The 23,680-nt window shown below is 66.2% G+C and carries 22 protein-coding genes and 1 tRNA gene; 14 read left to right on the top strand and 9 right to left on the bottom strand.

Features of this window, described 5'->3' with window-relative positions:
* Positions 1-21: 21 nt before the first annotated feature.
* Positions 22-885 carry a pyridoxine/pyridoxal/pyridoxamine kinase gene (gene pdxK, locus ASE30_RS23795; RefSeq protein ID WP_057286748.1) on the top strand — a complete coding sequence of 288 codons (864 nt, stop codon included), beginning with the start codon at positions 22-24 and terminating at the stop codon, positions 883-885.
* Between the two features lie 51 nt (positions 886-936).
* Here the strand turns inward: pdxK and cynS are convergent, their stop codons facing one another.
* The 8 genes from cynS to ASE30_RS23755 form a co-directional block, all read right to left on the bottom strand.
* Positions 937-1,380, bottom strand: a complete 444-nt coding sequence (gene cynS / locus ASE30_RS23790; protein WP_057287048.1) for a cyanase — start codon at positions 1,378-1,380, stop codon at positions 937-939.
* An 11-nt stretch (positions 1,381-1,391) separates the two neighbouring features.
* Entirely contained in the window at positions 1,392-2,186 is a 795-nt protein-coding gene (locus tag ASE30_RS23785; RefSeq protein WP_057286747.1) for an ABC transporter ATP-binding protein, read from the bottom strand.
* A gap of 4 nt (positions 2,187-2,190) precedes the next feature.
* On the bottom strand, positions 2,191-3,033 hold the full coding sequence (gene ntrB / locus ASE30_RS23780) for a nitrate ABC transporter permease (RefSeq protein WP_057286746.1): 843 nt from the start codon (positions 3,031-3,033) through the stop codon (positions 2,191-2,193).
* Positions 3,033-4,394, bottom strand: a complete 1,362-nt coding sequence (locus ASE30_RS23775; protein WP_057286745.1) for a CmpA/NrtA family ABC transporter substrate-binding protein — start codon at positions 4,392-4,394, stop codon at positions 3,033-3,035. Before ASE30_RS23775 ends, ntrB begins: the two co-directional genes overlap by 1 nt.
* Before the next feature lie 132 nt (positions 4,395-4,526).
* Entirely contained in the window at positions 4,527-5,165 is a 639-nt protein-coding gene (locus ASE30_RS23770; protein WP_057286744.1) for a response regulator transcription factor, read from the bottom strand.
* A gap of 12 nt (positions 5,166-5,177) precedes the next feature.
* Positions 5,178-6,320 carry a PAS domain-containing sensor histidine kinase gene (locus ASE30_RS23765; protein ID WP_057286743.1) on the bottom strand — a complete coding sequence of 381 codons (1,143 nt, stop codon included), beginning with the start codon at positions 6,318-6,320 and terminating at the stop codon, positions 5,178-5,180.
* Between the two features lie 693 nt (positions 6,321-7,013).
* Positions 7,014-8,300: a phospholipase A gene (locus tag ASE30_RS23760; protein ID WP_057286742.1), complete on the bottom strand. Its 1,287-nt coding sequence runs from the start codon at positions 8,298-8,300 to the stop codon at positions 7,014-7,016.
* Between the two features lie 209 nt (positions 8,301-8,509).
* A complete protein-coding gene (locus ASE30_RS23755) occupies positions 8,510-10,012 on the bottom strand; it encodes an aldehyde dehydrogenase family protein (RefSeq protein ID WP_057286741.1) in 1,503 nt (500 codons plus the stop codon).
* Positions 10,013-10,143: 131 nt separating this feature from the next.
* Here ASE30_RS23755 and ASE30_RS23750 point away from each other — a divergent pair, with 131 nt between their 5' ends.
* From ASE30_RS23750 to ASE30_RS23715, 8 genes are all read left to right on the top strand, one after another.
* Positions 10,144-10,902: an amino acid ABC transporter ATP-binding protein gene (locus tag ASE30_RS23750; RefSeq protein WP_304438825.1), complete on the top strand. Its 759-nt coding sequence runs from the start codon at positions 10,144-10,146 to the stop codon at positions 10,900-10,902.
* Between the two features lie 83 nt (positions 10,903-10,985).
* Positions 10,986-11,777 carry an ABC transporter substrate-binding protein gene (locus tag ASE30_RS23745; protein WP_057286739.1) on the top strand — a complete coding sequence of 264 codons (792 nt, stop codon included), beginning with the start codon at positions 10,986-10,988 and terminating at the stop codon, positions 11,775-11,777.
* 18 nt (positions 11,778-11,795) lie between these two features.
* Positions 11,796-12,488 carry an amino acid ABC transporter permease gene (locus ASE30_RS23740; RefSeq protein ID WP_057286738.1) on the top strand — a complete coding sequence of 231 codons (693 nt, stop codon included), beginning with the start codon at positions 11,796-11,798 and terminating at the stop codon, positions 12,486-12,488.
* 2 nt (positions 12,489-12,490) lie between these two features.
* Complete coding sequence (locus ASE30_RS23735; protein ID WP_057286737.1) at positions 12,491-13,180, top strand: amino acid ABC transporter permease; 690 nt, start codon at positions 12,491-12,493, stop codon at positions 13,178-13,180.
* 9 nt (positions 13,181-13,189) lie between these two features.
* Entirely contained in the window at positions 13,190-14,482 is a 1,293-nt protein-coding gene (locus tag ASE30_RS23730; protein ID WP_057286736.1) for an FAD-binding oxidoreductase, read from the top strand.
* 12 nt (positions 14,483-14,494) lie between these two features.
* The gene (locus tag ASE30_RS23725) at positions 14,495-15,079 is read left to right on the top strand and encodes a helix-turn-helix domain-containing protein (RefSeq protein ID WP_057286735.1); all 585 of its coding nucleotides are present in this window, start codon (positions 14,495-14,497) and stop codon (positions 15,077-15,079) included.
* 72 nt (positions 15,080-15,151) lie between these two features.
* Positions 15,152-15,228, top strand: a tRNA-Arg gene (locus ASE30_RS23720).
* 112 nt (positions 15,229-15,340) lie between these two features.
* Positions 15,341-15,631, top strand: a complete 291-nt coding sequence (locus tag ASE30_RS23715) for a hypothetical protein (RefSeq protein ID WP_057286734.1) — start codon at positions 15,341-15,343, stop codon at positions 15,629-15,631.
* 330 nt (positions 15,632-15,961) lie between these two features.
* Here the strand turns inward: ASE30_RS23715 and ASE30_RS23710 are convergent, their stop codons facing one another.
* Positions 15,962-18,436 (bottom strand): autotransporter outer membrane beta-barrel domain-containing protein, encoded by a 2,475-nt coding sequence (locus ASE30_RS23710; RefSeq protein WP_235515335.1) that lies wholly within the window; start codon positions 18,434-18,436, stop codon positions 15,962-15,964.
* A gap of 235 nt (positions 18,437-18,671) precedes the next feature.
* Here ASE30_RS23710 and ASE30_RS23705 point away from each other — a divergent pair, with 235 nt between their 5' ends.
* The 5 genes from ASE30_RS23705 (at position 18,672) to ASE30_RS23685 (ending at position 23,679) form a co-directional block, all read left to right on the top strand.
* Positions 18,672-19,520 (top strand): hypothetical protein, encoded by an 849-nt coding sequence (locus ASE30_RS23705; protein ID WP_057286733.1) that lies wholly within the window; start codon positions 18,672-18,674, stop codon positions 19,518-19,520.
* 74 nt (positions 19,521-19,594) lie between these two features.
* Positions 19,595-19,804: a cold-shock protein gene (locus tag ASE30_RS23700; RefSeq protein WP_057286732.1), complete on the top strand. Its 210-nt coding sequence runs from the start codon at positions 19,595-19,597 to the stop codon at positions 19,802-19,804.
* A gap of 518 nt (positions 19,805-20,322) precedes the next feature.
* Complete coding sequence (locus ASE30_RS23695; protein ID WP_057286731.1) at positions 20,323-20,793, top strand: (2Fe-2S)-binding protein; 471 nt, start codon at positions 20,323-20,325, stop codon at positions 20,791-20,793.
* Complete coding sequence (locus tag ASE30_RS23690; protein ID WP_369819360.1) at positions 20,790-23,084, top strand: molybdopterin cofactor-binding domain-containing protein; 2,295 nt, start codon at positions 20,790-20,792, stop codon at positions 23,082-23,084. The genes ASE30_RS23695 and ASE30_RS23690 overlap by 4 nt, the downstream gene beginning before the upstream one ends.
* Positions 23,085-23,091: 7 nt before the next feature.
* Complete coding sequence (locus tag ASE30_RS23685; RefSeq protein ID WP_057286730.1) at positions 23,092-23,679, top strand: NTP transferase domain-containing protein; 588 nt, start codon at positions 23,092-23,094, stop codon at positions 23,677-23,679.
* Position 23,680: the final 1 nt, after the last annotated feature.

The raw sequence follows: 23,680 nt of genomic DNA, 5'->3' as shown, positions 1-23,680 counted from the left end.
TTCCTTCCAGGAGCAAGCCGTATGACCGCAATTCCCGCTGCCGCCGTGCCGGGCGCAGCGCTGCCCGCCCGCACCGCGCAGGTGGACATCGTCTCCATCCAATCCCAGGTCGTCTACGGCTATGTCGGCAACAACGCCGCCATGCCGGTTTTCCGCAAGGCGGGCTTGCGGGCGATCGCGGTGCCCACCGTGGTCCTGAGCAATACGCCGCACTATCCCACCCTGCACGGGGGCGCGGTGCCGCTGGAATGGTTCGAAGGCCTGCTGCAGGGCTTGAACGAGCGCGGCGTGAGCCGGTTGGCGCGCGCCGTCGTTTGCGGCTATCTGGGCCAGCCCGGCCAGGCCGGGCTGCTGGCCGCCTGGCTCTCGGCGGTGCGCGCGTCCCGGCCCGGCCTGCGGGTGCATATCGACCCCGTCATGGGCGACCGCAACGACGGGCTGTACGTGAACGAAGGGCTGGTGGCGCAGTATCGGGACCTGCTGGTGCCGCTGGCCGACGGCATGACGCCCAATCACTTCGAACTGGAACTGCTGGCGGGGCGGCAACTGTCGTCGATGGAAGAAGTCGTGGCCGCGGCGCGCGAATTGATCGCGCGCGGGCCGGGCTGGATCGTCGTGACCAGCGCGGCGCCGATGGCCGCCGCGCCCGGCACGCTTCAGTTGGCGGTGGTGACGCAAGACGACGCCACCGTGGTCACGCACCCTGAAATCGCCATTCCGCCGTCGGTGCACGGCACGGGCGATGTGTTCATGGCCAGCGTTACCGCCCGGCTGCTGAATGGGCAGGCCCTGGTGGAGGCGGTGCGCGAGGCCGCGGCCGAGGTCACCGTGGCGCTGGAGCGCACCCGCGAACTGGCCTGGGAAGAGCTGGCCGTCGAGGGCTGAGCGGGCCCGCGCGAGGGCGCGGACCGGCGGCGGTCTCCGGCGTAGCCCGCTTCAGTACGTCTTGTACGGCAGGAACTTTCCGCTCATCACGATCTGCACGCGGTCGCCCTTGGGATCGGGCTCGCGCGACAGGTCCATCTTGAAGTCGATGGCGCTCATGATGCCGTCGCCGAACTCTTCGTTGATCAGCGCCTTGAAGGTCGTGCCGTAGACGTTGATCAGTTCATAGAAACGGTAGATCAGCGGATCCGTCGGCACGGACGTGGGCAGCGAGCCCTTGTACGGCACCACCTGCAGCTGCACGACGGCGTCCGCCGGCAGGTCCAGCACGCGGGCCGCGGCCAGCGCCTGTTCCTCGGTCAGGGTCATCTGGCCCAGCAGCGCGGCGGTGGTCCATTCCTTGCTCTGGCCCACGGCCTCGGCGATGGCGGTCCAGGTGAGCTTTTTTTCAAGCTTGCGGGTCACGACCAGTTCGGTGACTTCAGCGCGGGACATCATGATGGGGTTCATTCCTTGTGGGATGCCTTGTCGACCAGGAAGTCGACGAGATGGTTGCGGATTTCGTAGTAGCGGGGTTCGTGGTGCAGGCTGGCGCGGGTCCGGTCGCGCGGCAGGTCCACGGCAACGGATTCGGCGATGCGGGCATAGGGGCCCGCGCTCATGAGCAGGATGCGGTCAGACAGCAGGATGGCTTCGTCCACGTCGTGCGTGATCATGAATACGGTCTGGCGGGTTTCCTGGACGATGCCGCGCAACTCGTCCTGGATGGTGCCGCGGGTCAGCGCGTCGAGCGCGCCGAAGGGCTCGTCCAGCAAGAGCATCTTGGGCTGGATCGCGAAGGCGCGCGCGATGCCTACCCGCTGCTTCATGCCGCCCGACAGTTCGCAGGGCTTCTTGTTGGCGGCCTGGCCCAGGCCCACCATGTCCAGGTAGCGCTGGCTGTGCGCGCGCACCTGATCGCGGCTGTAGGCGGGCCAGCGCGAACGCACGCCGAACTCCACGTTCTGCAGCGCCGTCAGCCAGGGCAGCAGCGCATGCGCCTGGAACACGACGCCGCGTTCAAGGGACGGCCCGGCAATCTGGCGGCCGTCCATGATGACCACGCCTTCGTTCGTTTCGTCGATGCCGGCCAGCACGTTCAGGATGGTGGTCTTGCCGCAGCCGGAATGGCCGATCACGCAGACGAACTGGCCCTGCTCGATGTTGAAGTCGATGTTCTCGAAGACGGGCGGCTGGGGCTGGCCGTTGCGTCCCGGGTAGCGCTTGCCCAGGCCTTGCACCTGCAGGAAGGATTGGCTCATGGGGTTACTCGCGGTAGCTGACCAGCCGCGCGGCGCGCGCCAGCAGGTTGTCCAGCAGCATGCCGATCAGGCCGATGAAGAAAATGGCGCAGATGATGTTGGCGATGGACAGGTTGTTCCATTCGTTCCAGACGAAGTAGCCGATGCCGGTGCCGCCGATCAGCATTTCCGCCGCCACGATCACCAGCCAGGCGATGCCGACCGAAATCCGCATGCCCGTCATGATGGTGGGCGCGGCCGCCGGCAGGATCACCTGCAGCGCGGTGCGCAGGCGCGACACCTCCAGCGTGCGCGCCACGTTCAGCCAGTCCTGGCGCACGGCGCCCACGCCAAAGGCCGTGTTCACCAGCATGGGCCACAGCGAGCAGATGAAGATCACGAAGATGGCGGAGGTGTCGGCGTCCTTGATGGTGTAGAGCGCCAGCGGCATCCACGCCAGCGGCGAGATGGGCTTGAGGACCTGGATGAAGGGGTCGAACGCCCGGTACACGGTTTTGGACATGCCGATCAGAAAGCCCAACGGGATGGCCACCAGCGCCGCCAGGCCGAAGCCCGTCAGCACCCGCGCCACCGAATAGGCAAGCTGCACGCCGATGCCCTTGTCGTTGGGGCCGCGGTCGTAGAAGGGATCCTTCAGGTGCTGCCAAAGCTGCGCGCCGACCTCGGCCGGGCCGGGGAAGGGCGTCTTGGACCCGCTGGCGGCGGCGTTGCCGACCAGGGCGGCGTAGGCCGGGTCCACGGTCTGTCCGCCCGCGTCGGGGCGGGTGGCGGCGTGCCACAGCAGCAGGAACGCCAGGAACAGCGCCACGGACAGAAACGTGGCCCGCCAATATTGCACGGACCGCATCAGGTCCTCCTGATCTTGAAGCCGGCCAGGTAGGCGTCGGGCTGGCTGGGATCGAAGGGCTTGCCCATGATGCTGAAGGTCTTGCCGGTGTCGGCGGGCGGGGTCAGGCCGGCCTCGCGCATCAGACGCACGGCGTCGGTCGCCAGGAACACTTCGCTGGCCACCTTCTGGTAGTCGACGTCGCCCTTGATCTGGCCCCAGCGCTTCATCTGCGTCAGGATCCACACCGCGAAAGACTGCCAGGGCATGGGGTCGAAGTCGATGCGGTTGGGATCGGTCAACACCTTGCCCAGGCCGTCGGCATAGGTGCCGGTCAGCACCTGCTCTACGACGGTGACGGGCTGGTTCAGGTAGTTGGGCGCGGCGATGGCGGTGGCGATTTCCTTGCGGTGCGCGGCGTCGCGGGCGTAGGCGGTGGCTTCGATGATGGCTTTCAGCAGCGCCTGATAGGTATTGGGCATGCCGGTGACGAACTCCTTGCTGGCAGAAAACGCGCAGCAGGGGTGGCCGTCCCAGATGGCCTTGGACAGGATGTGGATGAAGCCCACGCCGTCATAGACGGCGCGCTGGTTGACGGGGTCCGGCGCGAGGAAACCGTCGATGTTGTCGGCGCGCAGGTTGGCCACCATCTCGGGCGGCGGCACGGAACGGATCTGCACGTCGGTGTCGGGATCCAGGCCGTGTTCGGCCAGGTAATAGCGCAACAGGTAGTTGTGCATGGAGTAGTCGAAGGGGACGGCGAACTTGAAGCCTTTCCAGTCCTTCGGGTCGCGCCGGTCCTTGTGCTTCATGGACAGGGTGATGGCCTGGCCGTTGATGTTTTCGACGGCGGGCATGGTCCAGGGCACGGCGCGGCTGGCGCCCACGCCCATGGAGATGGCCAGCGGCATCGGCGACAGCATGTGCGCGGCGTCGTATTCGCCGGACATGGCCTTGTCACGGATGAGCGCCCAGCCGGCGGTCTTGACGACTTCGACGTCCAGGCCCTGTTTGGCATAGAAGCCCATGGGGTGCGCCATGATGATGGGCGTGGCGCAGGTGATTGGAATGAAGCCGACCTTGAGTTTCTGTTTTTCCAGCGGCCCGGCGGTTTGGGCGAAGGCTTCCTTGGCGGCGGCCAGCGGGAAGATCGACGCGATGGCCGCCATGGCGGTGCCGCTGCCGACGGCGCGCAGGAAGCGGCGGCGCAGGGCGTCCTGCGGGAACAGGGCGCGCATGACGGCGTTTTCCACCGCGCTGTCCACGGCGCTGGCGCGCGCCGGGTCCTGCAGGGCGCGCTCGTGTTCGGCCTGAGAGGCGTGGCGGCCGCAGCCGCAAGCCAGGCGCCTGTTGGCGTCGAACGGATTGCTGAATAGGGACATGGTGGCTCCATCGGGCGGGAATGGAGCCATCATGGGGCCGGGGGCGGGCGGCCGGTATCGCCGGTTCAACGATACGCGTGTAGTGCGTCTACTACGTGGTGCGGGCGCTGCGCCGTCGCGGTGCGCGGGGGTTCAGATGGCACCCAACTGGTGCGTGTTGGCGTAGGCGACCAGTTCCACGAGCGTGCGTACGTTGAGCTTTTCGAAGATGCGGCTGCGGTAGGTGGAGATGGTGTTCACGGACAGGGCAAGCTGTTCGCCGATGGCCGATACGGAGCGGCCGGCCACCAGTAGCTGCAGGACCTGGAATTCGCGGTTGGAGAGCAGTTCGTGGGGAGGGCGGGAGCTGTCCTGGCGGACGGTGTGGGCCAGCAGTTCGGCGACGGCGGGTGTGACGTACATCTTGCCGGCGGCGGCGTTGATCAGGGCGGCCAGCAGTTCTTCGGGTTCGCAGCCTTTGTTCAGGTAGGCATGGGCGCCGGCGCGCAGGGCCCGCACGGCAAACTGGGATTCGGGGTAGACGGACAGCATGACGACGCCGAGCGCGGGGTGATCGGCGCGCACGCTTTTCAGGACGTCGAGGCCGTCGCGTTCGCCCAGGGCGACGTCCAGGACGATGGCGTCGTAATGGGTCTGGCGCAGGGCGCGCAGCGCGGAGGGGCCGTCGGCGGCGTCGTGCACGAGGGCGATGCGGGGGTCTTCTTCCAGGATGCGGGCGAGTCCGCGGCGGATGATGAGGTGGTCGTCGATGATCAGGAGGTTCAGCGGCATGGGGCCATTTCCTTATGCGGCGAGCGGGTTGAGCCGCAGGCGGGCGCGCATGCCGGCGCCGGGGGCGCTGTCCAGCGCGAGGTCGCCGCCGATGGCGCGGGCGCGTTCGCGCATGCCGAGGATGCCGAAGGTGTGGCGGTCTTCGGGTAGTTGCATGCCGACGCCGTCGTCTTCGACGGTGAGCACGAGGCCGTCGGGGCCGCAGACGGCGCTGACGCTGACGCTGCGGGCGCGGGCGTGGCGCTGCACGTTGGTGAGCAGTTCCTGGACGATGCGGTAGATGGCGATTTCGGCGTTGCGGTCGAGCCGGAGGCTTTCGGTGTCGGGTGGGCAGAGGTAGCGGCATAGGAGGCCGCCGCGCGTCTGCAGGTCTTGCAGCAGGGCTTCGAGGGCGGCCCACAGGCCCAGGTGGTCGAGGACGACGGGGCGCAGGTCGTTGAGGATGCGCCGGGTGGCGCCCATGGCGGTCTGGGTGACTTCGAGCATGCGGTCCAGGTGGGTCTGGAGTTCGGGGGCGGCGCTCAGCTGGCGGCGCAGCCAGTTCAAGTCGAGCTGGAGGGCGGTGAAGGAGGCGCCGAGGTCGTCGTGGATGTTGCGGGCGATGTGGGCGCGTTCTTCTTCGCGCAGGGTGCTCAGGTGGGAGGAGAGCCTGCGCAGGGATTCGTGGGCGGCGCTGAGTTCGGCGGTGCGTTCGCCGACGCGGCGTTCCAGCAGGGCCTGGGTGCTGTGGAGTTCGCGTTCGATGCGTTTGCGGCTGGTGATATCCGAGAACGTGACGACGGCACCGACGATTTCCTGTTCGTTGCGGATGGGGTAGGAGGCGTATTGGGCGTCGAAGCAGGAGCCGTCGCGACGCCAGAGCACTTCGTCGTCGGCGCGTTCGCCACGGCCGTCGCGGAAGGCTTTGAAGATGCGGCAGTCGTGGACGGGCATCAATTGGCGGTCGGCGTGGGAGTGGTGGATGAGGTAGTGCATGTTGCGGCCGACGACTTCGTCGGGGGTGTAGCCGAGCATGTCGGCGCCTGCGCTGTTGATGAAGATGCAGCGGCCGCGCAGGTCGATGCCGTAGATGCCTTCGCCGGCGGCTTCCAGCAGCATTTCCAGTTGACGGCGCCAGGCGGCGTGGTGCGATAGGTGCTTGAGGTCGGCGAACATGGCTTGCCCGGTGTGTGCTTTTGCCGGGCGTTGCTGGCCCGGATCCCCTTGCGCGGGTTTTTGGTTGCGCTTTTGGGCGGGAGTGTACGGGACGGGGGGGCGGTTGCGGACGGGATTGAGGGAAATCCCTTTGAGGTTTGCTTCGTTGCTTCGTTGCTGCGGTGGTTTGGTGCTTCGTTGCTGCGGTGTTGGTTCTTTAGGCGCCCGGTGCGGCGGCGGCCTGGGCGCGCGGGGCTACGATTGCGGTCCGGAGCCTTCGCTCCGGACTTGCCCCTCGTCATCTTCGTCCAGGCCTTCGGCCTTCCCTTCAGATTCCCTCGGGCGCATCTGCACGCCCCGCGCGCCCAGGCCGCCGCCGCACCGGGCTGCGTTGTCTGAAGCTTGGCGGGTGGCGGGTGGCGGGTCGCGGGGTTGCTTGGCGTTTTTGCGTGGGGGCGTTCGGGGCCGGAAGATCTTGCGGGGCTGCCAGATGCCGGCCGCGCGGGCGGCCTTATCTGGCGTTCGGGCGATTTGCCGGGGAGGCTGCGGGGTTTGTCTTTGTATCGCGCGTGGCTTTCTTGGCTGGCCACCGGTGATTTTTACGGGATCAGCGGTGGACCTATTACGGGATCAGCGATAGCCCTTTTGCCGGATCAGAGACTGCCCTTCTACCGGATCAGCGACTGCCCTTTAACCGGATCAGCGACTGCCTTTTTACGGGATCAGCGACAGTCCTATGCGGAACTGGCTTTCGTTGCGCTGGTTGTAGCCCAGCAGGGTTTCGCCGTAACCGTTGAAGTACTGCAGGTACAGATATCCGTTCCAGTTCAGGAACGTGCGGCGCAGCGGCCAGGCGAAGTCCAGCTGGGTGGTGCGGCGCTTCTGGTCGCCCTGGCGGTACATCGCGGTGACCACGGCGCCGTTGTCCTGGGCCCAGCGCAGTTGCCAGTCGACGTGACCGGCATAGTCGGAGTAGTCGCTGTTTTCGTTGGCGACGGCGAAGTAGGCCTTGACCTTGGGGGCGAAGGTCAGGGTGCTGCCGCCGTCGAAGCGGTAGTGGAAGCGGGGCTCGATGTAGCCGTCGTTGAGCGAGCGGGAGTCTTCGCCGTCCTTGCCGTTGGAGGCGTGTTCGACGCCCGTGTTCATGCCGATGCGCCAGTTCTGGTTTTCGGATTTCCAGATGTCGTCGGACAGCCAGAAGAGGCTGGGGTTGAAGGTGGTGTCGATGAAAGGCTTGGAGTCGCTTTCCAGGTCCCACAGCGAGGTCTGGGTGTAGCCCAGGTAGAAGTCGTCGTGCCAGGTGTCGGGGCCGCCTCGGGGGCTCAGCAGGCGGTATTTGGCGCTGATCTGGAAGCGGGCGGTGGTCATGCCGCGCGTGCCGACGGCGAAGTACACGGGCTTGTAGGCCGAGAAGGCGCTGCGGAACTGTTCGAAGGCCGCCTGTTCCACGGTCTGTTCGACGGACGCGGCGGGCGCGGGGCCGGCTTCGGGCGATGCGCCGGCGGCGGCGACGGCGGCGGCCGGGACGGGCTTGCCGCTGCGGGCATCGACGACGGGTGTCTGGGCGGGCGTGCTGGCGAGGGTGCCGCTGTCGCGGCCGGTTGCGTCCAGCGCCATCATCGAGGGCTGGCCTTCGATGGAGACGGCCTGCAGGCCGTTCGCGGTGCTGGGCACGATGGCGGTCCACGACATGCGCGCGAAGTTGTTGACGGGCACGCTGTAGTTGTCGCGGCCGCTTTTCAGTTTGGCCAGGCTGCGCACGATCTGGCCGTCCTGGCCGCGCCATTGCAGCACCAGTTCGGGGGGCGCCTGCCAGTCGACACGGGCGCTGCCTTCATTGAAGTACACGGCCTCGAGGGTGACGGTTTCGCCGGGGGCGGCGGACGGGCGGTCCAGCCGGTATGACACGCCTGCCGCCGCGGAACCGGCTGAGCCCAGGGCCAGGGCGGCCACCAGGAGGCGGTAAGTGGGAGTGCGGCGGAATCGGCGGTTGGAGGTCATTGAGGACGTGTATGGTTTTTGTGATCAGGCAATGTAGCACCGTCCATGGCAACAGTTTGTAAGGCAGGCTAATCGTATGTAGTGGGTGTAATGCGCCACTCTCATAGGCAGGAGTGGGCTGGAAACGAGGGCGGGGATTGCTTCGCCAACGACCAAGGCCCCGCGGATCGCTGGCGGTCCGCGGGGCCTTGGTGAGGGGGGGCGAGGGGTTACTCGCCGAACTTGATGCCCTGCGCCAGCGGCAGGCTGCGCGAGTAGTTGATGGTGTTGGTGGCGCGGCGCATGTAGTTGCGCCACGAATCCGAGCCCGATTCGCGGCCGCCGCCGGTTTCCTTTTCTCCGCCGAACGCGCCGCCGATTTCGGCGCCGGAGGTGCCGATGTTGACGTTGGCGATGCCGCAGTCCGAGCCGGCCGCGGACAGGAAGGTCTCGGCTTCGCGCAGGTCGTTGGTGAAGATGGCGGAAGACAGGCCTTGGGGCACGCCGTTCTGCATGGCGAGCGCGTCGTCGAATTCCCGGTAGCGCATGACGTACAGAATGGGCGCGAAGGTTTCGTGGCACACGACGTCGGTCTGGCTAGGCATTTCGGCGATGGCCGGGCGCGCGTACCAGGCGTCGGGGTACTGGTCGGCCAGTACGCGTTCGCCGCCGGTCACCTTGCCGCCTTGTTCGCGGGCGGCCGTCAGCGCGGCTTGCATTGCGTCGAAGGACACGCGGTCGATCAGCGGACCGACCAGGTTGCCGCTATCCAGCGGGTTGCCGATGGAGGCGCTGGCATAGGCCTTGTGCAGGCGCTGGACCAGTTGGTCGGCGATGCTTTCCTGGACGATCAGGCGGCGCGTGGTGGTGCAGCGCTGGCCGGCCGTGCCGATGGCGCCGAACACGATGCCGCGGGCGGCCATGTCCAGGTCGGCCGTGGGGCCGACGATGATGGCGTTGTTGCCGCCCAGTTCCAGCAGGACGCGGCCGAAGCGCTGCGCGACGCGCGGGCCCACCTGGCGGCCCATGCGGGTGGAGCCGGTGGCCGATATCAGCGCGACGGTGTGCGAATCGACCAGGGCCTCGCCGACTTCGCGTCCGCCGATCAGGACTTCGGACAGGCCGGCGGGGGCATCGCCGAAGCGCTGCGCGGCCTGGGCGAACAGCGCCTGGCAGGCCAGGGCGGTCAGCGGGGTTTTTTCCGATGGCTTCCAGACCACGGCGTTGCCGCATACCAGCGCCAGCGCGGCATTCCACGACCACACGGCGACGGGGAAGTTGAAGGCGCTGATGACGCCCACCACGCCCAGCGGATGCCAGGTTTCCATCATGCGGTGGCCCGGGCGCTCCGAGGCGATGGTCAGGCCGTACAACTGGCGCGACAGGCCCACTGCGAAGTCGCAGATGTCGATCATTTCCTGAACTTCGCCTTCGCCTTCGGCGACGATCTTGCCGGCCTCCAGGCTGACCAGGCGGCCCAGTTCGGCCTTGTGCTCGCGCAGCGTTTCGCCGAGCAGGCGGATCAGTTCGCCCCGGCGCGGGGCGGGGACGTCGCGCCACGCAAGGCTGGCCTGGCGGGCGCGGGTGATGGCGGCATGGGCCTGGGCCACGGTGTGCTCATGCACCTGGGCGAGTTCGGCGCCATCGATCGGGCTACGCGCGATCAGGGTGCCGCCGGTGAGCGAGCTCGGATTGAGTCCGAGATTGCGCAGGATGTCTTGGGGAGTGTCCATGCCGGTTCCTTGGATGGCCGCGAAGGGTAACGCTTCGCTTAAGGGTTATGCCTAAGTGGCGATTCTGGAAAAAAATTTACTATACGAAACTATGGCGTGAAATGCGAAATATTTCTTATCAGGGTGCATCCGTGACCGAAGCGACCGAAGCGCTGCTCGTTGTCCAGGCAGTCTCCAAGACTTACCAGCGCGAAGGCCAGCCCCCGCATCTGGCGCTGGACGCCATCGATTGCCAACTGGGCCGCGGCGAAGTCATGGTCGTGGTCGGGCCGTCCGGTTCAGGCAAGAGCACGTTGCTGCGCACCCTGAATGGACTCGAAAGCATCGACAGCGGCACCATCCGCGTGAACGGCGTGTCGCTCACGGATCCGGCCACCGACGTCAACCGCTGGCGCACCGAGGTCGGCATGGTGTTCCAGCACTTCAACCTCTTCCAACACCGTACTGCGCTGGATAACGTGGCGCTACCCCAGCGCGTGGTGCGCGGGCGCAACCGCGCCGACGCCGAGCGCTACGCCCGCGAGCTGCTGGGCCGTGTCGGCATGGCCGAATACGGTGATCGCTATCCCAGCCAGTTGTCGGGCGGCCAGCAGCAGCGCGTGGCGATCGCCCGCGCGCTCGCCATGGACCCCAAGCTGATGCTGTTCGACGAGGCCACGTCGGCGCTCGACCCCGAAACCGTGGGCGGCATTCTTGAATTGATGCGCGCGTTGGCGCGCGACGGCATGACCATGGCGGTGGTGACCCACGAAATGGGCTTTGCCCGCGATGTCGGCGACCGGGCGCTCTTCATGGACGCCGGCCGCATCGTGGAAATGGGCACGCCGGACGAGGTGTTCGGCCATCCCAAGGAAGCGCGCACCCGCGCCTTCCTGGAAAAGATCCTGTAATCGCCGGCCCGGCTATCCGGGCGCTGCCGGCGTGATGTGCCTTGCCCGGAATGACAAGAGTCCAATCACCAAAGGGGTGTGAAATGCTGAAAATCAAACAATGGCTGGGCGTGGCCGGCGTCGCCCTGGCGGCCGCCACGGTTGCCTTGCCGGCACAGGCGGACGAACTCGGAGACATCATCAAGCGCGGTGAATTCCGGGTGGCGGTGCAGACCTCCGGACCGCTCATGAGCTTCATGGACAAGACGGGCAAGCGCACCGGACTGGCCGTGGAAGTGGCCAAGCGCATGGCCGATGACCTGGGCGTGAAGCTGGTGCTGCAGGACTACGAGTGGAAAGGCCTGCTGCCGGCTCTGCTGTCCGGCAAGGCCGACATGGTGGCCGCCGACATGACGCCGACGCCGCAGCGCGCCGCGCAGGTGCTGTTCTCGGCGCCGATGTTCTATGCCGACACCGTCGCCGTCGTGCCCAAGGATTCTCCGTACAAGTCGTACGAAGAACTGAACAAGGCCGGCGTGAACGTCGGCGTGCTGGGCGCCAGCACGTACGCGGAAGTCGGCAAGAAGATGCTGCCCCAGGCCACGATGAAGGAATTCTCGGGCGGCAGCGCCCCGGTCGGCCAGGCATTGTCCAGCGGCCGCCTGGACGCCGGCATCATGTCGCTGTCCACCGCCAACCAGTTCCTGGTCGACTTCGGCAACCTGCGCGTGCTGGACGGCGTCATGGTGCGCGAACCGCTGGCCTTCGCCGTCGGCCCCAACGCCTTCCGCCTGAAGTTCTGGCTGGACAACTGGCAGACGCTGAAGACGGCGGACAACACGCTGCCCGAGCAGGTGAAGTACTGGTATTCCACCGATTGGAAAAAAGACCACTGATAGGCGGCCACGAAGCCCATGGACTGGTTGATCGATTTCTATAACTGGCGCATCGTCAGCCAGTACACGGGCCAATTCGCCACGGGCCTGGCCAACACCCTCATCGCGGCGGGCGCAAGCCTCGTGCTGTCGGTGCTGGCCGGCATCCCGCTGGCGCTTGCCCATATGTCGCCTCGCGCGCTGGTGTGGCGCCCGGTGGCGGCCTATGTGCAGTTCATCCGTTCCACCCCCTTGCTGGTGCAGATCTACCTGGTCTACTACGCCGTACCCATGCTGGTGCCGGGTGCCAAGGGCTGGAGCGAAATGGTGCTGGGCATCATGGCCATGACGCTGCACCACGCGGCCTACATGAGCGAGATCATCCGGGTCGGCATCGAATCCGTGCCGCGCGGGCAGGTCGAAGGCGCCAAGGCCTGCGGCATGAACTACCACCAGCGCCTGCGCTACGTCGTGCTGCCGCAGGCCTTCGTCAACACGCTGCCGCCGTTGCTGGGGCAGACGGCCGTGCTGATCAAGGACACGTCGCTGCTGTCGTTGATCACGGTGTTCGAACTGGTCGCGGCGGGCGTGCAGATGAACAGCGATCGCATCGTGCCCAACGAGGCCTTCCTGACCATCGCGGCGGGCTATCTGCTGATCTATGGCGTCATGCTGTTGTTGTCCCGGGGCGTGAGCCTCTGGCTGGCGGGTCCCGCCTGGAACGCGAGGTAAGCATGCTGGATTCCTATCTTTCCACCGCCGGCGTCGTGCTGCCCTTCTTGCTGAAAGGCTTCTGGGAGACGCTGAAGATCTCCTTCGTGGCGATCATCGCGGGGTCGCTGCTGGGCTTTGTCATCGGCGTGATCCGCAGCTACCGCATCCGTGGCGTGCATCAGGTCCTGGGCCTGTACATCCATATCCTGCGCGGCACGCCATTCCTGGTGCAGCTCTATATCTTTTACTTCGTGCTGCCCAGTTCCGGCATCGAGCTGCTGCACTGGGATTCCGGCACGGCGGCCTTCGTATCGCTGTCGGTCTACACGTCCTGCTATGTCGCCGAAATCGTCATGGGCGCCATCCAGGCGGTGCCGCGCGGGCAGACGGAAGGCGCGATGACGCTGGGGCTGCGTCCGTTGCAGATCCTGCGGCTGGTCGTTCTGCCACAGGCCATGCGCCTGATCGTGCAACCCATGAGCGGCGTCTACGTGATGCTGATCAAAAGCACGGCTATCCTGTCGGTGGTCGGCATCACGGAACTGACACGCCAGGGCGAAGTCTTCATCATCACCTTCCCGGCCAAATCGCTGTTCATCTACGGCATGATCGCCGCCATCTATTTCATCTACTGCTACCCGCTCCTGCGCCTGGCCAACTGGCTGGAGAAGCGCCTGACCGGGGGCCTGCAGGGCGCAAGCCTACACTGAGCCGACGTCATGGTCTCCGAGTACATCGACAGCTATTACCGGCGCACGCTCGCCGACAGCGAAACCTACTATCCACCGCTGGCGGGCGCGGCCAGCGCCGATGTCTGCGTGGTGGGGGCCGGCCTGGCGGGCCTGTCCACCGCGCTGGAACTGGCGCGCCGGGGGCGCAATGTCGTCTTGCTGGAAGGGCGGCGCATCGCGTGGGGCGCGTCGGGGCGCAACGGCGGCTCGGTGTCGCCGGCCTTCTCCGCGGGCGCGGACGCCATCCGGAAGAAGGTCGGCGAAGACCACTACCGCCAGCTCTATCGCCTGTCGATGGAGGGCGTCGAGATCATCCGCGACAACATCCGGAATCTCCGTATCGCCGACGCGCATCAGGTCGATGGGCGGCTGCGGGTTGTCCGCTACGAAGCCACCGACGCGCTGCGCCAATGGTGCGACGGCCAGCAACGCGACTTCAGCCGTGATGTACGCCTGCTGACGCGCGACCAGGTGCGCGAAAGGCTCGTGTCGGACCTCTATTTCCAGGGTATCGAGGACCCGTCGTCCTTTCATTTCCATCCATTGAATTACGCGCGGGCGCTGGCCCGCGAGTGCGTCCGGCTGGGCGTGCGCATCCACGAAGACTCCGCCGTCGAGCAAGCCACGCTGGACGGCGCGGTCAAGCACCTGAAAACCGGACAGGGGCAGATCGACGCCAGCACCGTGGTGCTGGCCACCGGCGGCTATACCGGCGATACCGTGCCCGCGCTGCGCCGCGCGATGCTGCCCATCGCCACCTACATCATGCTGACCGAGCCCCTGGGCGACCGCGTGCACGAAGCCATCCGCACCACCGCCGCCATCGGCGACGACCGGCGCGCCGGCAACTATTACCGCGTCCTCGATGGCGGGCGCATCGGCTGGGGCAGTAGAATCACCACCCGTGTCGATGACCCGCCCGATCTGGCCGAGTCCCTGCGCCGTGAATTGCTCAGCGTCTATCCCCAATTGGAAGGGGTGCGCGTCGAGGCGGCGTGGTCGGGGCGCATGGCCTACGCGCGGCACCTGATGCCGCAGATTGGCCGGCTGGCGCCCGATGTCTGGTACTGCACGGCGTTCGGCGGGCATGGCATGAACACCACCTCCGTCGGCGGGCGGGTCGTGGCCGAAGGGATCACCGGCGACACCCAGCGCTACAAGCTGTTCGAACCATTCGGCCTGGCCTGGAACGGCGGCGGCTTGGGCACGGCAGCCGTTCAACTGACTTATTGGACTTACCAGGCGCGCGATTGGTGGCGGGAGCGTCAATCGCGGGCATGACAGGGCATACAGATGCAAGGCAACAAACAGAGCGCATTGGCACAACGGCTGCGAGCCTTGCGCCAGGTGCGCGATTGGACTCTGAAGCAGGCGGCCGCGGCCACCGGCGTGTCCGCATCCACGCTGTCTAAAATCGAAAACAGCCTGCTGTCTCCCACCTACGACAACCTGATCAAGATCGCGGCCGGCCTGGACCTGGACGTGGCCGAACTCTTCACCGCGTCCGACGCCCATATGGGAACCGGACGCCGCAGCCTGAGCCGCCAGGGAGAAGGGCGCCAGTACGAAACCCCGTATTACGACCACCGCCTGCTGTGCACCGCCCTGTCGCACAAGCGCATGATGCCGTTCCATACCCGCGTCAAGGCGCGTTCCTTCGACGAATTCCAGGACTGGAGCCGCCATGGCGGCGAGGAATTCGTCTATGTGCTGGAAGGCGAGGTCCAGCTCTACACTGAATTCTACGAACCGGCCCGCCTCAAGGCGGGCGAAAGCTTCTATATAGACAGCCGCATGGGGCACCGGGTGATCAGCCTGAGCCCGGAGGACGCCGTGGTGCTGTGGGTGTCCACGCACACCGATATCGGCGAAGAATAGCCCTCGGCCCCGCTTTCGCCGCAACAAGGTAAAATGCTGCGCCCGGACAGGTTCCGGGCATTGTTGCACCGCGCGGCAGTAGCTCAGCTGGATAGAGCACGGGCCTTCTAAGCCCGGGGTCGGGGGTTCGAGCCCCTCCTGCCGCGCCAGGAATTAACGCAGAATCAACACCTTAGCCGCAACACAACAATTTTATGGGGCCGTTGTTGATTTGCACTCGCACTTCTGAGTTCAGCCCTCCAGCCCCACACGCTTCCCCTTATGAACCTTGACCGACTGCGTCGCGAATTTCCCGACTACGACATAACCACCCTGCCGACCCTGCCCGCAGGTTACTTCGACGCGTCGGAGCGCATCGATGCAGCTCCGTCGTTCGTGAACGAGGAGCGTGGCTTGAAAGTGTATGTCGACTACGCCAATTACGCCGACCGTGAATCCGGCAGGAGCCAGCGCTTCTGTGTCTCGCGCTACGATGAGGAAGCGGACGACTTCGAGGATGTCGCGCTGTCGACGAATGATTGGGCTGAAGTCACGCGCTTCCTGACCGCCTGAATTCCCCGCCCAGGGCTTCGGTTTCCGCCACGATCGCCGGATGATCGGGCTCCTGGGCTCCCGTCTTCCTTCTTGAATTCGACGGCATCCTGCGCTGCTTCGGAGAGAAGGCGTTTGACGATATTTTCGGCTGCTGCGGAACCGGAACCTGCTGTCATGGACGCCTGAATGCAGTCGGCGCCTTCGATGTCAAACGACAGCTCCTGTCCGGGAGCCGCCTTTGATGACCGGCCAACCTCGGCCCCAAGCGGGGCCCGGACCAGAGCTCGAAGTTGATCAGTCTCGATATGGAGTCGGCGCGCCGCATCGGTTGACGAACGTCCGCCGGGCTTAAAACGTCCAGCGCAAATTAACCGAAGCCGTCTGATCCCGATTGCCCCCGCCAAACTGCCCGGCATAAGCGAGCCCCAGCGTGGCGGTACGGGAGATCCGCGCGTCAAGGCCTGCCTCGATCAGCGCCGCATCGCGCGCGATCGGTGAGCCCGTCACGGTGAAGGATTCGCCGGCATCGAACGCAAGACGGCTTTCAGGGCGGACGTCGCCGAAGGCATGGCGCCAGCCCAGGCCGCCCGACACGGCGCCGGCCAGGGAACCCAGCGTCACTTCCTGGGTGGCACGCAGGCCCAGCGTGGTGGTCGTGGTGTTGTTGCGGGTGGAGTCGCCCGACAGCGCGGCGCTGCCGCCGGATTCGCTGAAGCTGCGCGTGCGCTGGCCAGCCCAGGCCAGCCCGGCATAGGGTTCGAGCGTGAGGCCGCGTGCGGCCGCAAAGGCGTAGCCCACTTCGCTGAACAACTGCGTCGTGTTGCCGCCGTAGTTCGCATCCAGGGTTTGATTCAGGCCGCCGGCATCGATGTGGCGTTCAGTGCCGATGTCGTGCCAGGTGTATGACGCGCCTGCCATCACGTTGAACCTGCCTGCGCCCAGCGCGATGGCTTTGCCGCCATAGAGCACGGCGCTGTAGCTCGACACATCGGCCTTGCTGGCCAGGTCATCGACGCGCTGCTTCGAGTCGGTGTAGCCCAGCGCGCCGCCCAGGCGCCAGCCATTGCCCACGCCGTGGTCGGCGCCCACGAACACACCGCCGGTGTGCTGGCGCACGGCCGACGTGTCGCCGGTGGCGCCGATGCGCTGCCAGTTGCCCACGATCTGGGCCCAGGCGGGGCGGGCGAGGGACGAGGGCAGGGTCGCCGCCGAGGGCGCGGCGTCGCTGGTGCCGGCGGCAGCCGTGGGTGCGCCCGGGGCGAAGCCGGCATTCAGATTGCCGCGCAACTGGTTGAGCGGCGTATTGCGCACGGTGGACGACAGATTCCACAGGCCCGAACTCACGCCCGCATGCATCTCGCCGGACAGGCCGGCGAAAAAGGCCTGGGGCGCGCCTTGCGGCAGGCCGATGGCGGCATCGTAGACGGCGTGGCCGGCGCCCAGGGTTTCGGCGGCGTCGGCGACCGCGCGGGCGTTGCCGCCGCTCACTAGATCGGCGAAGCGGATCTTGGCAGGCGGGGCTGCCGGGGTGTCGGGCGGCGCGACAGGGGGGGCTTCGGGCGTGACGGGCGGGGTGACGGGCGGTGTGACGGGGGACGGAGCGCGGGCGAGCGTCAGGGTCACGTCGCGATCATCCGCGGAGTAGCTGAGCGTCGGCGTCAGGTAGGCAAGGTTGCTGGTGACGCCGGTGAACCGGGTGCCAGTCAAGGTGCCATCGGCGTGCAGGACGATCTGGCTGAACGTTTCGCTGTAGGCGCCCGGGCTAGCCTGAACCTCGACGCGGGCCTGATTGACCACGGCGTTGCCGGTGACATTGAGGCGGTCGAAGGCGGCCGGGGTGGCGCGGACCTGGAACACACCGCCCGAGCCCAGCGATACCGAGCCGCCGATGACGGCCGTTCCCGTGCTGCCGGTGCCGATCTGCAGCCGGTTGCCGGCGCCGTTGAAGAGCACGTTGCCGGCGGTGGTCGACGTCGGATGGAGTGTGAGGGTATTGCCTTGACCATTGATCAGCACCGCTTCGCGGAGGGTGACGCCGTCGCTATCCAAACCGGCTGCAATGGCGCCGTCCTGGATGATGTGGCCGAGATCGCCGCTTACGCGCACGCCATTGCCACCGAAGCTCAGTGCGGAACCGAGGCCGGCATTGCCGCCCTGGATCGTCCCGGTGTTGGTCACGGTGGCGCCGTTGCTGGTCACGGCCAGACCGGTGCCGCCGGAACCGCTGTATCCAGCGATGATCTCCCCATTTGTCGCATCAAACAGCTCACCCGCGGAACCACCGCCGCCGCCCCAGATGGTGCCGGTGTTGGTGAAGATCATGTTGGCGCCCGTCAATTCCGCACCGGTGCCGCCATTACCTCCCCGCACCGACGCCGCGATGGCCCCGGCGGGCGTGCCAAGTTGCCAGTTTATGACTCCCCCCGCGCCTCCGCCTCCACCGATGAGCAAGCCGGCATTGGAGCTAGGAATGCTGTTGGGAAACGTCGCGCCTTTGCCGCCATTGCCCCCGATGCTGACCAAGGTCGAATTGGTCACGGCAATGGTCGTTCCGCCGCCCCCGCCCCCGCCGCCGATCCTGACGGCGATTGCTCCAATGCTGATGAGTCTGTCCTCGCCGCTCTCGGTGCCGTCGGTGCCCGAAGTGGACGCGTCGACGAGCAGGGGCGAGGTTGTACCGCCCACGCCAAAGTTCGTTCCGTACAAACCGGCCGCGCCTTGGGCGCCGCCATCGCCGGAGGCGAGATAGCCGGTGTAAGAGGTCCCTCCGTGTAGCCCGCCGCCAGTGCCGGCTGCGTACCCGGTCAGCGGAAGAAGGGTCAAGCTGGCTGCGAACAGGCTGAGTTTGCTTCTGGTTGGGCGGAAATGGCGGCGGATTGTCATGTCCGGTCAGTAACCGCACATGGCAAGAGGTTCCATTCAAATCAACGAACGCCACCTCGGTCTTGAGCATATCCCGAGCGCGGGTGCCGGTTCTTCTACAATCGCGACCGGTCCCTGGCGGGCACTCCGCCCGCGTCTGAAGACGGACCTCCCCCAAAAATAGGATGTAGCAGTAATGGCAACACAGCACTCTCAGCCCTCGACAGGCGAACTGATCAAGACTTTTCGACACGGCAAGTTCTTTGTCTACTTCCTTGTGATACTGGGCATAGCGTGCCTCGCACTGGCCGGTTTCGTCGTCTATCTGAGCACCATCGTGCCTCAGAAAAATCCCCCGCTTTTCTTCGGCACCAGCGGTTTTCTGGCCTTTTGCGGACTCTGCGCGCTTGGCGCCAGCGTGTGGCAGAAGAAGTTACGCCAGCCAAGCTACGAGATCTATGAAAACGGCGTCGCCCGGATCGTCGGCGCGCAGAAGACGTACACGCCTTTTTCCGAAATCGAAGATCTGTACCTGTTCAGTTCCGGACAGACCGTGATGAGCGGCCTGGCCACTAACCTTGCCTATCGCCGCAATGCGGGGGAATCCTTCAACTGGATCAGCCAGCACCTGTCGGGCTACATGGATTTCCAACAGTTGTTCCGCGAGCTCTACCTGCGCGAGCGCCAGCCTGTCGTCCTCGAGACCCTGGCGGCCGGCGGCGCTGTCGTCTTCAACTACATCAGTACGGGACAGGTCTGGCGCAAGCGCATGAGCGGCAAGTTCCTGAGCGTTACCACCCAGCCCATCGTCATCACCCGCGACGCGCTTGAAGTGCAGGGGCAGAGGGTGCCGGTATCCAGCCTGCGCAACGTCGACCTGAACGCCTGGACCGAGAAGGTTGTCATCAAGGATGCGGCGGGCAATACCGTGCTTTCAACCATCGGCTTGGGCATCCTCGGCCTGGACCTGTTCCTCAATACCTTGAGCTTGGTTCTCGAGCAAAACCGCGAGATTGCCGCGGACCGCGAATGTGTTAATCCGTAACAGCTATATCTTTGTTGTGGCTTATCACCCATAGTGGCCCCGGGAACATTTTCCCGGCAAATCTAGGACTTACATTGAAGATTGAAACTGGTATCGTGAAGTGGTTCAACAACGACAAGGGCTTCGGCTTTATCATGCCGGAGCTGGGTGGCAAAGACCTCTTCGCCCATTACTCTGAAATTCAGGGTGACGGACACAAATCTCTTGAAGAGAACCAGCGCGTTTCGTTCGTCGCCGGCCAGGGCCAAAAAGGTCCCACGGCGACCATGATCAAATCGATTTAATTGCTGAGCTGCTTGCGCTAAGGCAAGCAGCTTGGTAGCAGGATGTGGGGCCGGATCCTTTGAAACATTGGATTCGGCCCTTTGGTTTTGGACGAGGGCGGGCTTGCTGCTGAAGACGACGATCCGTTCCTCGATGAATCGCAGGAATGCTGCAGGCATCTTGACTCCGTCTGCGGCGTCCTCATCTCCTACGCCGATTTCGTCCGTGCCATTCCGAGGCCAATAGCAGTCGATCAGTGACTTGAGGCCCGACATGAATTTGTACACCGGCTGAGGCGGAAAATGAGCGCGCGATTGACGCTTCCCCGACGAAAATCGCCGAACGTGCCCCCAGCCGCCCGTGTCTGAAAAAATGGGCCGGCCATCGCCCGACTAGGCCGGCGCGCGCGCAAAAACGCTATAACTGGGCACTATTCAATTTCTTGACGAAAATGATGGGCCTGCGCCGGGAGGGCGCTTCAATGCCTCTCCCCGCCAGCCAGCGCCCACCCTTTGTCCACTCAACCCAGGATTTCGCCATGACACAACTCCAGGTCAACGGCCAGGCCAAGGAAGTTTCCGTTCCCGACGATATGCCCCTGCTTTGGGTGCTGCGCGATGAGCTCGGCATGACGGGCACCAAGTTCGGCTGCGGCATGGCCTTGTGCGGGGCCTGTACCACCCATATGGACGGCCAGCCGATACGCGCCTGTGTCACGCCCGTCTCGGCGGTGGCGGGGCATGCGATCACGACCATCGAAGGCATGGAGGCCGATCGCGTCGGCCGGGTGGTGCAGCGTGCCTGGGTCGAGAACAATGTTGCGCAATGCGGCTATTGCCAGGCGGGGCAGATCATGACGGCGGTCGGGCTGCTGAAGGCGACGCCCGCGCCCACCGAACAGCAGATCGAAGACGCCATGAGCGGCAATATCTGCCGTTGCGGCACCTATCCGCGCATACGCGCCGCGATCAAGCAGGCCGCTGCCCAACTGGCGCAGGGAGGTCAATGATGACAACCACTCTGCACATGACTCGGCGGGGCTTTCTGCAAGGCGGCCTGGGGGCCCTGACGCTGGCCGTGACGGCCAATGGCCTGGTCAGCGCCGTGTGGGCGGCGGACGCGGCGCCCCAGAAATATGGCGCGGACGGCATGCCCGGCGGCACGGTCGACGACCCGCTGGCCTTCGTCTCCATCGCGCCGGATGGCACGGTCACCATCGTGGCGCACCGCGCCGAGATGGGAACCGGCGTGCGCACCAGCCTGCCCATGGTGGTGGCCGACGAACTGGAAGCCGACTGGGCGCGGGTGAAGGTCGTGCAGGCCGAGGCCAACGAGGCCCGCTACGGCAACCAGAACGTGGACGGCTCGCGCAGCATGCGCCACTTCCTGATGCCGATGCGCCGCGTGGGCGCCTCGGCCCGCCAGATGCTCGAAGCGGCGGCCGCCGCCCGCTGGTCGGTGCCGGTGGCCGAGGTCCGCGCGGTGCAGCACGAGATCGTGCACACACCCACCGGACGCCGGCTGGGCTATGGCGAGGTGGCGGCCGATGCGGCCGGGCTGCCCGTGCCCAAGGGCGACGCGCTCAAGCTCAAGACACCCGCCGAGTTCCGCTTCACCGGCAAGAGCCAGGTGCGGATGGTGGACCTGGCCGACATCGGCAAGGGCCAGGCTATTTACGGCATGGACATGCGCCTGCCCGGCATGGTCTACGCCGTGGTGGCGCGTCCGCCGGTGGTGGGCGGCAAGCTTCGCCGCGTGGACAGCGCCAAGGCATTGGCCATACCCGGCGTGATCAAGGTGGTGCAGATTCCGGCCATGAGCGGCGCGCCGGCGTTTCAACCGCTGGGCGGCGTGGCGGTGGTGGCGCGCAATACGTGGTCGGCGATGCAGGGCCGCGCGGCGCTGGAATTGGAATGGGACGACGGCCCCAACGGCGCTTATGACTCGGCGGCCTACCGGCAGACCCTGGAGGCGGCCTCACGCAAGCCGGGCAAGGTGATGCGCGATGAAGGCGATGCGCCGCAAGCCTGGGCGCAGGCGCCCGAGGCCGAGCGATACGCCGCGGAATACTACGTGCCGCACCTGGCGCATGCGTCGATGGAGACGCCGGTGGCCACGGTGCGGATCCAGGCCGGGCGCGCCGAGGTCTGGACGTCTATCCAGAATCCCGTGGCGGCGCAGGGCGCCGTGGCCGGGCGGTTGAAGCTCAAGCCCGAGGACGTCAAGGTAAACGTGCTGCTGCTTGGCGGCGGCTTTGGCCGGAAGTCCAAACCCGACTTCGTCGACGAGGCCGCCATCGTGGCGCAGGCCATGCCCGAAGGCACGCCCGTCAAGCTCGTTTGGACGCGCGAGGACGACATCCACCACGATTACCTGCACACCGTGTCGGTAGAGCGCCTGGAGTCGGTCATCGGCCAGGACGGCAAGATGCGGTCCTGGCTGCATCGCAGCGCGTCGCCCACGATCGCCTCGCTGTTCTCCGACGGGGCGAAGGGGCAGCAGATGTTCGAGTCCGCGATGTCGGCCATCAACATGCCCTACGTGGTCCAGAATGTGCGGGTGGAAACGGCGGAGGTTGCCGCCCATGCGCGCATCGGCTGGTTCCGTTCGGTCGCCAATATTCCCCATGCCTTCGCCGCGCAGTGCTTCATCGCGGAACTCGCGCACCGCGCGGGCCAGGACCACAAGCAGTTCGCGCTGGATCTGATCGGGCCCGCGCGCAAGATCGACCCGGGCACGATGGGCGATTCCTGGAACTACACCGAATCGCCCGAACGCTATCCCTATGACACCGGCCGCCTGCGCGGCGTGATCGAAGCCGCCGCGCGCGGGGCGGGCTGGGGCCGCGAGCTGCCCAAGGGGCACGGGCTGGGCCTGGCGTTCTGCTACAGCTTCATGAGCTATACGGCGACCGTGGTCGAAGTGGCGGTCGACGCCAAAGGAGAAGTGCGGGTAGTGGCGGTGGACATGGCGATGGACTGCGGTCCGCAGATCAATCCGGAGCGCATCCGCGCCCAGATGGAAGGCGGCGCCATCATGGGACTGAGCCTGGCGCTGGTGGGCGAGATCACGTTCGAAAAGGGCCGGGTCAAGCAAAGCAATTTCCACGACTATGAAGTGCTGCGCCACCATGCGTCGCCGCGCGAGATCCGCACGCATCTGGTGAATGACGACCACGCCTTGCCGCCGGGCGGGGTGGGCGAGCCGCCCGTGCCGCCCGTGGCGCCGGCGCTGTGCAACGCGATTTTTGCGGCCACGGGCAAGCGCGTGCGCAGCCTGCCCGTGCGCACGGTGGCGTAGGCCGGCCATGCAGCAAGCGGCATTACCCACCGTGATCGTGCTGGCCGCGGGCAGGGGCGAGCGCTTCCGGGAATCGGGCGGCGCCACGCACAAGCTCGATGCCCAACTGGGCGGCGTGACGGTGCTGGAGCGCGTGCTGCGCACTGTGGCCGGATCCGGGCTGCCGTGGCATGTCGTGCGCCCCGATGGCGTCACGTCGGGCGCCGCGTCGGGCGCCATTCCCGGGATGGGCGATTCCATCGCAAGCGGCGTGCGGGGCACGCCGCTTGCGGCGGGGTGGCTGATCCTGCCCGGCGATCTGCCGCTGGTCCGCGCGGACAGCCTGCGGGAAGTGGCGGGCGAACTGGCTTCGAATCCCGTCGTGGTGCCGTTCTGGAACGGCCGTCAAGGTCATCCGGTTGGTTTTGGCGCGGGCTGCTACGCGGCGCTGGCAGCGCTGAGCGGCGACACGGGGGCGGCGTCCATCGTGCGCGCGCACCGCCAGGCCGGCACGGCGCGGATGCTGTCTTTGAACGATCCGGGCGTCGTGGCGGACATCGACACGCTGGAAGACCTGGCGCGGGCCGAAGCGCTGCTTGCGGACCGCCATTCATGAT

This window comes from Achromobacter sp. Root83 (assembly GCF_001428845.1).
GTDB lineage: Bacteria > Pseudomonadota > Gammaproteobacteria > Burkholderiales > Burkholderiaceae_B > Achromobacter.
Note: the sequence above shows the minus strand (reverse complement) of the source record. Positions and strands in the feature narration are given on the sequence as shown.

Bases quoted from the DNA above. Each gene is read 5' to 3' on its own strand.
- pdxK (WP_057286748.1), top strand. From the start codon at position 22: ATGACCGCAATTCCCGCTGCCGCCGTGCCGGGCGCAGCGCTGCCCGCC.
- cynS (WP_057287048.1), bottom strand. From the start codon at position 1,380: ATGTCCCGCGCTGAAGTCACCGAACTGGTCGTGACCCGCAAGCTTGAA.
- ASE30_RS23785 (WP_057286747.1), bottom strand. From the start codon at position 2,186: ATGAGCCAATCCTTCCTGCAGGTGCAAGGCCTGGGCAAGCGCTACCCG.
- ntrB (WP_057286746.1), bottom strand. From the start codon at position 3,033: ATGCGGTCCGTGCAATATTGGCGGGCCACGTTTCTGTCCGTGGCGCTG.
- ASE30_RS23775 (WP_057286745.1), bottom strand. From the start codon at position 4,394: ATGTCCCTATTCAGCAATCCGTTCGACGCCAACAGGCGCCTGGCTTGC.
- ASE30_RS23770 (WP_057286744.1), bottom strand. From the start codon at position 5,165: ATGCCGCTGAACCTCCTGATCATCGACGACCACCTCATCATCCGCCGC.
- ASE30_RS23765 (WP_057286743.1), bottom strand. From the start codon at position 6,320: ATGTTCGCCGACCTCAAGCACCTATCGCACCACGCCGCCTGGCGCCGT.
- ASE30_RS23760 (WP_057286742.1), bottom strand. From the start codon at position 8,300: ATGACCTCCAACCGCCGATTCCGCCGCACTCCCACTTACCGCCTCCTG.
- ASE30_RS23755 (WP_057286741.1), bottom strand. From the start codon at position 10,012: ATGGACACTCCCCAAGACATCCTGCGCAATCTCGGACTCAATCCGAGC.
- ASE30_RS23745 (WP_057286739.1), top strand. From the start codon at position 10,986: ATGCTGAAAATCAAACAATGGCTGGGCGTGGCCGGCGTCGCCCTGGCG.
- ASE30_RS23740 (WP_057286738.1), top strand. From the start codon at position 11,796: ATGGACTGGTTGATCGATTTCTATAACTGGCGCATCGTCAGCCAGTAC.
- ASE30_RS23735 (WP_057286737.1), top strand. From the start codon at position 12,491: ATGCTGGATTCCTATCTTTCCACCGCCGGCGTCGTGCTGCCCTTCTTG.
- ASE30_RS23730 (WP_057286736.1), top strand. From the start codon at position 13,190: ATGGTCTCCGAGTACATCGACAGCTATTACCGGCGCACGCTCGCCGAC.
- ASE30_RS23725 (WP_057286735.1), top strand. From the start codon at position 14,495: ATGCAAGGCAACAAACAGAGCGCATTGGCACAACGGCTGCGAGCCTTG.
- ASE30_RS23715 (WP_057286734.1), top strand. From the start codon at position 15,341: ATGAACCTTGACCGACTGCGTCGCGAATTTCCCGACTACGACATAACC.
- ASE30_RS23705 (WP_057286733.1), top strand. From the start codon at position 18,672: ATGGCAACACAGCACTCTCAGCCCTCGACAGGCGAACTGATCAAGACT.
- ASE30_RS23695 (WP_057286731.1), top strand. From the start codon at position 20,323: ATGACACAACTCCAGGTCAACGGCCAGGCCAAGGAAGTTTCCGTTCCC.
- ASE30_RS23690 (WP_369819360.1), top strand. From the start codon at position 20,790: ATGATGACAACCACTCTGCACATGACTCGGCGGGGCTTTCTGCAAGGC.
- ASE30_RS23685 (WP_057286730.1), top strand. From the start codon at position 23,092: ATGCAGCAAGCGGCATTACCCACCGTGATCGTGCTGGCCGCGGGCAGG.